General features: G+C 55.9%; 7 protein-coding genes. 4 read left to right on the top strand and 3 right to left on the bottom strand.

The window, feature by feature from the left end:
• On the top strand, window positions 1-691 hold a 691-nt coding region (locus ACF8AM_RS06095), incomplete at its 5' end, for an adenylate/guanylate cyclase domain-containing protein (protein ID WP_392554768.1).
• Between the two features lie 198 nt (window positions 692-889).
• Here ACF8AM_RS06095 and ACF8AM_RS06090 read toward each other — a convergent pair.
• From ACF8AM_RS06090 to rsfS, 3 genes are all read right to left on the bottom strand, one after another.
• On the bottom strand, window positions 890-1,276 hold the full coding sequence (locus tag ACF8AM_RS06090; protein ID WP_392554767.1) for a hypothetical protein: 387 nt from the start codon (window positions 1,274-1,276) through the stop codon (window positions 890-892).
• A 124-nt stretch (window positions 1,277-1,400) separates the two neighbouring features.
• Window positions 1,401-3,416 (bottom strand): arginine--tRNA ligase, encoded by a 2,016-nt coding sequence (argS, locus tag ACF8AM_RS06085; RefSeq protein WP_392554766.1) that lies wholly within the window; start codon window positions 3,414-3,416, stop codon window positions 1,401-1,403.
• A gap of 61 nt (window positions 3,417-3,477) precedes the next feature.
• Window positions 3,478-3,939: a ribosome silencing factor gene (gene rsfS, locus ACF8AM_RS06080; RefSeq protein ID WP_392554765.1), complete on the bottom strand. Its 462-nt coding sequence runs from the start codon at window positions 3,937-3,939 to the stop codon at window positions 3,478-3,480.
• A gap of 263 nt (window positions 3,940-4,202) precedes the next feature.
• Between rsfS and bcp the strand changes: the two genes are divergently transcribed.
• From bcp to ACF8AM_RS06065, 3 genes are read left to right on the top strand one after another with little or no spacing between them, the layout of a single operon-like run.
• On the top strand, window positions 4,203-4,685 hold the full coding sequence (gene bcp / locus ACF8AM_RS06075; RefSeq protein ID WP_392554764.1) for a thioredoxin-dependent thiol peroxidase: 483 nt from the start codon (window positions 4,203-4,205) through the stop codon (window positions 4,683-4,685).
• 6 nt (window positions 4,686-4,691) lie between these two features.
• Window positions 4,692-6,578 carry an Hsp70 family protein gene (locus tag ACF8AM_RS06070; RefSeq protein WP_392554763.1) on the top strand — a complete coding sequence of 629 codons (1,887 nt, stop codon included), beginning with the start codon at window positions 4,692-4,694 and terminating at the stop codon, window positions 6,576-6,578.
• A 9-nt stretch (window positions 6,579-6,587) separates the two neighbouring features.
• Window positions 6,588-9,449, top strand: a complete 2,862-nt coding sequence (locus ACF8AM_RS06065; protein ID WP_392554762.1) for an Hsp70 family protein — start codon at window positions 6,588-6,590, stop codon at window positions 9,447-9,449.
• The last annotated feature ends 85 nt before the right edge of the window (window positions 9,450-9,534 follow it).

The following is a 9,534-nucleotide window of genomic DNA, read 5'->3' as shown; positions in this document are numbered from 1 at the left end:
CTTCCGATCTGACTTCCATGGGGATGCCGCAATGGGGTTCTGGGGCTGGCCGTTGGAATTGCAATTGCCCGAGACCCCGCCACCACTCTCCGCGTCTGCCAACTTGGTCGCCAGCGTGCTGGCCGCCGCTCGTGCGGCTGCTGGAATCCGAATGGATTATGCCTCCGGACAGACCGAATTCCGGTGTGGTATCGGCATCGCATCCGGGTCCGCCGTCGCCGGACGCATCGGCACGGTCGATCAAGTCAAAGTCACTGCTTTTGGGCCCGTCGTGAACCTGGCCAGTCGACTCGAAGGCCTGACCAAACACTTCGGCGTCGAAGTCCTGATGGACCACGCCTCTGCCAAGGCACTGCAAGCTTGGCTCGATTTGACCACCACGTCCCCAGAAAGCCCAGCGTTCCGACTTCGAAAACTGGGACGAGTTCGGGTCGCCGGAATGAAAACACCAATCGATGTCCATCAGTTAGTCGTCCCCAGCGGCCAACACCAAGTTTTGACGAACACTCAGATCGACGCTTACGAAAAGAGCTGGGACGAATTTGCAAGCGGCGACTGGGATTCCGCCTACCAACGTCTTCTGGAACTCCCCGCTTGGGACCGCCCAAAAGACGTCTTGCTTCGGATGATCCTGCAACACCATCGAGTTGCTCCAACCGGTTGGGATGGCATACTCGACTTCCCGAAATAATCGGTCTGCCAAGGTCTGTACGGAGCCCCCTTCACCCTCAGCGACCCCTTCACCCTCAGTGTCCTTGACGCTGACGGAGAGACACGTCTGCACATAAAAAAACAGCGAACCAATGAAAACTGGTTCGCTGCACTTGCTCACGGTCATAGGAAACGAACCGGACGCTATCGCGTTCCGGATGGCTATATCAGCCGTCTATCAGCCCATCAATTTTTCAAGCGCGGTCAAGGCGTTCTTGGCATCCTGCACGCTGCCCATTTCTTCCACGATCTTCTTGACTTGCAGAAGCGAATCCAACGAAACTTCGTTGCTGCTGGCTTTGGTCGTGCTCCCGGCTGGTCGGCCGCGTTTCGCGCCGGTGCTCTTCTTCGCGCTGGCGGTCGACTTCTTGGCCGACTTGCGAGCCGATTTTTTCGCGGATTTGCCCATGGTGGTGGACTTCACGGTGCTAACGAAAGCAGGCGAGACAACAATTCCCTTCTTGCCCAATTCAGCCGCGACTTCCATTGGCTTGGCATCGGGGTTGGCTCCGTAGTAATCACGGATCGCTTGCGACTTGTTGGGTCCACCAGATTTTTTGGCCACGTTTAACTCCATAAGTGTGTTTCGAAAACTCTATTTCGCCACACGTTATAAAAAACAAAAGTACTGTCAATGCTTCGAAAGCAATAACTGACATAAATTAGATAACATAGCCAGCATCGAACGCTTACATACGTTCGGCGACATCAATCCCTAACAACGACAGTCCCTTCTTGAGTACCCGACCGGTCAAAACCACGAGGGCCAATCGTGTCTGCATCACAGCGAGGTCTTCGTTTCCAAGAACGCGGCAACTTTCATTGAACGAAGAGTAGTTTTTCGCTGTTTCAAACAAATAGTCGCAAAGTGCGTTGGGGGCATAATTCAACCGAACAAGCTCAACCGCCTCTTCAAATCGCATCAGCATCAGGGCGAGAGAACGCTCATTAGGGTGGGTGAATTTCATCGGTTGAGTTGCACTGGCACTCTCAATCTCTTGTTCAAATTCGGGCAGACTCTTGCCATCCGATGCACGCCGCAAAATGCTTTGAGTTCGTGCGTAAGAGTACTGCACATAAGTCGCAGTATTGCCCTCAAGAGCAACCATCTTATCGACATCAAATTTGTAGTCGCTGGTCCGATGATGCGAAAGATCCGCGTACTTGATCGCACCAATGCCAACGATTTCGGCAATCTGTTGTTGTTCCTCTCCATCCATCGGGGGATCCATCGACGCCAGTCGGTCTGGATTGCAAACGACCTCCTTGGCCCGAGCCACCGCGTCATTCAATAAACTTTCCAGCCCAATCAAAGAACCACTACGGGTTTTCATGGGACGGCCATCAGGGCCCAGCACTGTTCCGAAATTGACATGCACCAACTGGACATCTCCCATGCCGAGCGGATCCGCCATCGCAAAGAACTTGCGGAAGTGTTCGCCCTGACGTGAATCCACCACATAGAGAATTTCGTCCGGCTGAAACTCGTCGCGACGGTATTGAAGAGTCGCCAGGTCCGTTGTGGCATACAGGAACGCTCCATCGCGTTTCTGAATGATCATGGGGCTGTCAAACCCTTCCAAAAAGACACAAACGGCCCCGTCACTCTTGGTGGTCAACCCCAGCTTTGTGAGCTCTTCAACGACTCCCGCCAATCGGTCGTGATAGAAGCTTTCACCGAGCGTATGATCAAACTGAACATTCAGTCGATCATAGATGCGGTTGATTTCATCTTGGCAATGAGGCAAAAAATCTTTCCACAATGCCAAGTTTTCTTGATCGCCCTCATGCAATTTGGCTGTTTCTCGCAACACCGCCACATCCACATCAGGATGTTCTGCGGCCAACTTGGACAATACCGGGTCGTTGTCCACGGCCGCGACTTTGTCTTGCAAAGACTTGATCTCCGCCTCAATGGAAGTGATCCGCCGCCCTGCCGCGTCCGCATTCTTTCGCAGCTTCTTTTTCTCTTTGGGCTTGAGAGTTTCATCCGACTCCGCCTGCTCGGCCGCCAGTTTTGCGTCGTCCGCATCCTGCGTCGCAGCCGTCAACTTGTCTTCAATGGTCACCAAAGACTGCTTGGCCTTTTGATATTCAATCAGTTGGTTGGTCAACCGATAGAGCGAGGACAGTTCCGGCACCGGGTTCGCAGCCACCTTTTCCGGATCACCAAAGTGACGGTAGCCGTAAATGATGATCCCAAACTGGGTTCCCCAGTCACCCAAGTGGTTGTCGGTGATAACCTCTTCACCATAAAAGCGAAGCGTGCGAGCCAAACAATCGCCGATCACGGTGCTGCGAATGTGGCCCACGTGCATGGGTTTCGCCACGTTGGGTGACGAGAAATCCACGACCACCTTCTTAGGAGAAGCGGTCTTGGAGACCCCCACTCGTTTGTCCAACAACATTTGCTGAATTGAATCAAACAGCACCGAGTCTTTTAAACGCAAGTTGATGAAGCCCGGCCCGGCCACATCGGGCTCTTCAAACAGGTCATCCACCTTGAGCTGGTCGACCAATTCCGCAGCCACTTCGCGGGACGATTTTCCAACCTGTTTCGCCAAGGGCATCGCGGCGTTGGATTGATAATCGCCAAATTTGGGATCGGCCGCGGGGCGAATCATGCCCGCAAAATCGGTTGGCGAGTCGGTCAAAGACTCAAGGGCTTGGACAAAACGGGCCTGAAGAAGATTGGGGAGATGCATCGAACCTACACACCTGGAGAGGAGGTGGAGAAGAAAAAGAAATGGGACATCCAAGCGCGGTTCAGCGCTGGGTCAAACCAAGATCCGCCAGCGGAATGGGCGTGGCGTCGGCCCACAAAGACTCGAGGTCGTAGTACTCGCGGGTCTCTTCATCAAACAAATGCACCACGACGCTGCCATAATCCAGCACGATCCAACTGCTTTCCTGATAGCCCTCGATTCCTTGGCGATGGTCACCCAAGCCTTTTTCCAACGCGTCATCGGTTTGCTCGCTAATAGCGTGCAATTGACGGCGACTGGTTCCCGTGGCGATCACAAAGAAATCAAACTCAGCCGATTGCTCACTCACGTTCAAGACCATCACGTCTTGCCCGTTGTTGTCCAACGCGACTCGAGCAGCCTCCGTTGCTAGTTTGCGTGCTTCTTCCAATCCGTGCGGCCGAATCGCCCGACTGGGATGAGCCATGGGATCCGCTGACGGGGTGTCGTTGGAGGAAGAGGTCGGTTGATCAGACAAGTTCAAACAACTTTCATGCGAGTGGAGATGGAAAAAGGGTGGGGGAATCCCACGTCTCGGAATTGCCCCGTAGTGTAACGCCTTTATTTGTGTGGGGCACCCGGCAATGGCCTTTCCAACCATTGATTCTGGCGTGATTTCCGGCTCCGGATCCAATCCAATGCTTTGTCCCAACCGCCCCCGCTGGCGACAACTTGACCGATCGAAAACAATGCGGTGATCCATCCGCCTCCTCCCAATCCATATGCCCCCAACTGGGGCGTCTCATCATGGCTGATTTCATCGACCCCGGCAAAAAGGCCCCCGCTTTCACGCTCAAAGACCAAGACGGCCAAACCGTCAAATTGAAGGATCTGGCTGGTTCTCCAGTCGTGTTGTTCTTCTACCCCAAGGACAACACGCCGGGATGCACCAAAGAGGCCTGTGCGTTCCGAGATCGATACGCCGAATTGCAGGCGGCTGGAGCCCAGTTGTTCGGCATCAGCACGGATTCCGCCGAAAGCCATGTCAACTTTCGCGAAAAATTTGAATTGCCGTTTCCGTTGCTGGTCGATGAAAACCATGCCATGAGCGAGAAATACGGTGCCTATCGAGAGAAAAACCTCTACGGCAAAAAGTCGATGGGCATCCAACGCTCCACCTATTTGATCGACTCCAACGGCAAAGTGGTCAAGGTTTGGAAACGCGTTCGCGTTGACGGACACGACCAACAAGTCCTCGACGCCCTCGCTGAACTCGCAGAGCAAAACTGAATCATCATGAGCGAGCAAAAATATTGCATCGGGATCGACCTGGGCACGACCAACAGTGTGGTCGCCTACGCCCCCCAATCCGATGCGGAAACCCAAGGGGCGGACCATGCTCCCGATATCCAACTCCTGCCGATCCCTCAGGTCGTCGCGTCCGGCCAAGTTGAGTCCCGAACCTCGTTGCCGTCGTTTCTGTATCTGCCGCGTGATCAAGAAGTCGACGCGTTGGAAGTGCACAACGAACACGCTCGATTCCCTTCCTCGACCGAAGGCGTCGCGGGCGTTTACGCCCGGCAACAAGCCGCGGACAATCCGCAACGAGTCATCGTGGCAGCCAAAAGTTGGTTGTGCCAACGCAAAGTCGATCCAGATTCGCCAGTTCTTCCTTGGCAATCGCCTGACGAAATCCCGCGAGTTTCGGCAGTCGAATGCACCGGCATTTTTCTGCGTCACTTGGTGGCCGCTTGGCAGGCTCAGTTCCCAGACGCGCCCATCGATCAGCAACAAGTCGTGCTGACCGTTCCCGCCTCCTTTGATCCTGCCGCTCGCGAATTGACACGTCGCGCGGCCATTCGTGCCGGCCTGAATGAGAACTTTGTTCTGCTAGAAGAACCGCAGGCCGCAGTGTATCGCTACCTTGCCTCCACGGACGGCGGTTGGCGAAAATCGCTCTCCGACGGAGACACCCTGTTGGTCGTCGATGTCGGCGGCGGAACCACCGACCTAACACTCGTCGGCGTTCAAGAAGAAGACGGTGAACTGGCACTGCAACGTGTCGCCGTTGGGAATCACTTGCTGGTCGGTGGCGACAACATGGACCTTGCTCTGGCCTATCAAGCCGCTGAGCAGTTCCGTCAATCTGGCCATGACCTGGACCCTTGGCAAAGCACGTCGCTCTGGCATGCCTGTCGCGATGCCAAGGAACGGTTGCTCAGCCATGACGGCCCGGATTCCCAATCCATTTCAGTTCTTGGTCGCGGCAGTTCACTGATCGGAGGCACGATCACCACTGAAATGAAACGCAGCGACGCGGCCACCTTGTTGCTCGACGGGTTCTTCCCGCAGTGCTCCCCACAGGATCGTCCGCAAGCCAACGTGGCCAGCGGCTTCCAAGATGTTGGCTTGCCTTACGAGTCCGATCCAGCGATCACGAAACACATCGCAGCGTTCCTATCGGATCAGTCGGTCCTGAATCGCAAAGGAGAACCTGGCAATGGTGACAGCCACGGCCCCGTCACGCATCTGCTGCTCAACGGCGGCGTGTTCCGAAGTCCAGTGATGCGGGAACGACTGGAGTCAACCCTTTCCTCCTGGACGGACACTGATGTTCAAACGTTGTCGTCCACGGATGACTTGAATGATGCCGTGGCCATCGGTGCAACCTACTATGGCTGGACCAAATCCAATGGCGGCATTCGAATTCGTGGCGGCACGGCCAAGGCGTTTTACATTGGCATTGAAACCGCCGGCATGGCGATCCCAGGGGCTCCCCGACCTCTGCGTGCCGTCTGCGTGGCAGCCCAAGGCATGGAAGAAGGCACCCAAGCGGAAGTTCCCGGGCAAGAAGTCGGCGTCGTTGTCGGCACCCCCGCAAGATTCCGATTTTTCTCTTCCACAACTCGGGCCAGCGACAAACCTGGCGATCGCCTGGATCGCTGGAGCCCAACGGAATTGCAAGAGAGTGAACCCATCGAACTGACATTGGATCATCATCAATCCGCTGGCAGTGATTCCAATTCGCCTGCAGCGGAAAACGAATCGTCCCAAAGTTTCGTCCCGGTGCAGTTCGAATCTCGCGTGACGGAATTGGGGATGTTTGAACTTTGGTGCCACGACAAACTGGGTGACCGACGTTGGAAACTCGAATTCAACGCTCGCCAAGACGATGAGTCCTAGGAAGTCGGAATGAACTCAAAGGTCTCATCGTCCGAGCCAGACGACCAGCTTCCGCCGCGTTACTGCATCGGTATCGACCTGGGCACAACCAATTGTGTGCTGGCGTACGTTGACACAGAAACACCGGGAACGGAATCCGAATCGAAAGTCGACGAAGGTGGCGCCGGCGCGGACTTCACGGTTCGCACGTTTTTAGTTCCTCAATGGGTCGATCTCGGCGTAGCCGAGTCCCGCCCCACGCTGCCATCTTTCCATTACACGCTGCATCCATCGGAAAAACTCACCCGCAGCGACGCACACACATGGCTGAATCCAACGGACGATGGGTTGGCATCCTGCGTTGGGGAATATGCCCGCGTGGCTGGATTACTGCATCCCGGCCGTCAGATTGCCTCGGCCAAAAGTTGGTTGTCGCATGAAGGCGTGGATCGCACCGCGGACTTGTTGCCTTGGCATGGCGACCACGATGTTCCTCGCCGTTCCCCGGCAGATGCATCTGCTAGCTACCTGAAACATTTGGTTGATGCCTGGGACGCAGAGCACCCTGAGCATCCGATGTCACAACAAGACATCGTCATCACGCTGCCCGCCTCGTTCGATGAGGTCGCACGTGAACTCACCATCCGCGCCGCGAAGATGGCAGGGTTGCCTCGCATTCAATTGATCGAAGAACCCCAAGCCGCCTTCTATGCTTGGCTGGATCGACACCGTGACGAATGGCAAGAACTGGTCCAAGTCGGCCAGCTCATTCTCGTCTGCGACATTGGCGGTGGCACCACCGACTTGACGCTCATTCGAGTTCGCCCTGCGGACAAAGACGATCAATCCAACGTGGTCCAGTTCCACCGTGTGGCGGTGGGGAAACACTTGATCCTCGGCGGCGACAACTTGGACTTGGCCGTCGCGAAAGCGGCCGAGGCCAAACTCGGACGTTCACTGTCACCCCGGCAATGGCAACAATTGTTGGCGGCCGCTCGACAAACCAAAGAAACGTTCTTGTCTGAACCGCGACCGGAACGCACAACGATTCACTTGCCCGGGGAAGGTTCGTCGCTGATTGGTGGCGGTCTCAGCGTCGAAATGACCGCGGAAGAAGTCGATGCTTTGTTGCTCGACGGATTCTTTCCGGATGTCGAGATGACCTCGGAAGTCGACTCGCAACAAAGTGGATTTCAAGAGGTTGGACTGCCTTACGCAGCCGATCCCGCCGTCACCAAACACCTCGCGGAGTTCCTTCGTGAGCATCGACGAACCGGCCTGGATGACCAATCCGGAAACGCCCCAGATTCCGTGGACAGCGACCAAGTCAACTTGGTGCTCTTCAACGGAGGCGTGCTGACCGCGCCGGCGATTCGCAAACGAGTCGTCGGCTCCCTTTCGAAGTGGTTTTCCGAACCGGCTGTTCTGGAATCCGCTCGTTTGGATTTGGCCGTTGCTCAAGGTGCCGCCCACTATGCGATGGTGCGTCGCGGACACGGCGTTCGGATCGCAGCGAATCTGGCGCGGACCTACTTCATGCAGATCGAGCAGAGCCCACCGCGAGCCGTTTGTGTGATCCCAGCGGACGCACAAGCCGGACAATCCTATCGCATCGACCAAGTCCCGATGGACCTGCGAGTCGGCGTGCCGGTCAGCTTCCCCCTTTGGGTCAGCAGCACTCGCTTGGCCGACCGACCGGGTGAGGTCGTCGACATCGATCCCAATACCATGACCGCGCTGCCGCCAATTCAAACGGCCCTCAAGGATCGCAAACGCCGTGACCAATCCACGATGCAAATTGTGATTGAATCCGAACTCTCGGAGATTGGAACCGTCGGGCTGTACTGCGTTTCGAACGACAAACGATGGCGACTGGAATTCGACATTCGAGGGACCCTGGAAACCGACCGAGAATCCCATGATTACGCCGGCGAATCGGCTGGGATCATCGACGAAGAAACGCTCGATGAATGTCGCCAATTGATCTCCCGAGTGTTCGTGGAAGGATCACTCAAACCATCGCTATTGACCAAACGCCTGCAAACCAAACTGGGCACCTCCCGCGATCAATGGCCACCGGCACTTCTGCGTCAGCTGTGGGAAACGCTGATGGAGGTCCAAGACAACCGTCGTCGCTCGCCCGCACACGAATCTCGCTGGCTGAACCTCGCCGGTTTCGCGTTGCGGCCGGGATATGGCGTCGCAGTCGATGACTGGCGGACCTCTCAAACCTGGCGAATGATCTACGGAAAGATCGCCCACCCGGACCATCAAGTCCGAGCCGAATCTTATGTGATGTGGCGACGCATCGCGGGCGGGATGACGGCGGGCCAACAAAACCAATTGGCCACTTCGCTAGGCAAATGGTTGCTGGCAGGAACATCCAATCAAGACATGGCCGAAGCCAACGAAGCCTGGCGGACCATCGGATCTCTGGAGTTGCTTCCAATCGATCAAAAACGCAGTTTTGCAACCGCGGTCATGGAGTCATTGGATCGTAAAAAGTCCGCACCGCTGTACCCCAGTTTGTTTTGGACACTCGGTCGCCTCGCGTCTCGCGTGTTGGCATATGGGCCGCTGAACTTGATCGTCCCCGCCACCGATATTTCGCACTGGGTCCAAAAACTTTCTCATTCTCGATCACTTGAAACCAAGGACGACGCCACCCGCCGACCGGCCGCATTCGCCATCACGCAGATGGCTCGACGCTGTGACGATCGTTTTCGTGACGTTGACCAACCCACACGCGACCGGGCCTTGAACTTGCTGGATCGACTCGGCGCCCCGGATCACTGGATCGAACTGGTCAAAAATGGCGGCCAACTCGACCACGAAGAACAACAAGCCGTCTTCGGCGACACCTTGCCGCTTGGAATCGAACTGCGAGGTTAAAGCAATTCCTTTGCATCCCGCATCGAATTCCTCGCATTTGCTAGACTGCATCCACTCTCGACCTCGTGTCAGTTGGTTCTTCAAG

It is taken from the genome of Rhodopirellula sp. JB055 (assembly GCF_043100905.1).
GTDB lineage: Bacteria > Planctomycetota > Planctomycetia > Pirellulales > Pirellulaceae > Rhodopirellula.
This window is presented reverse-complemented; position numbering and strand designations above follow the sequence as displayed.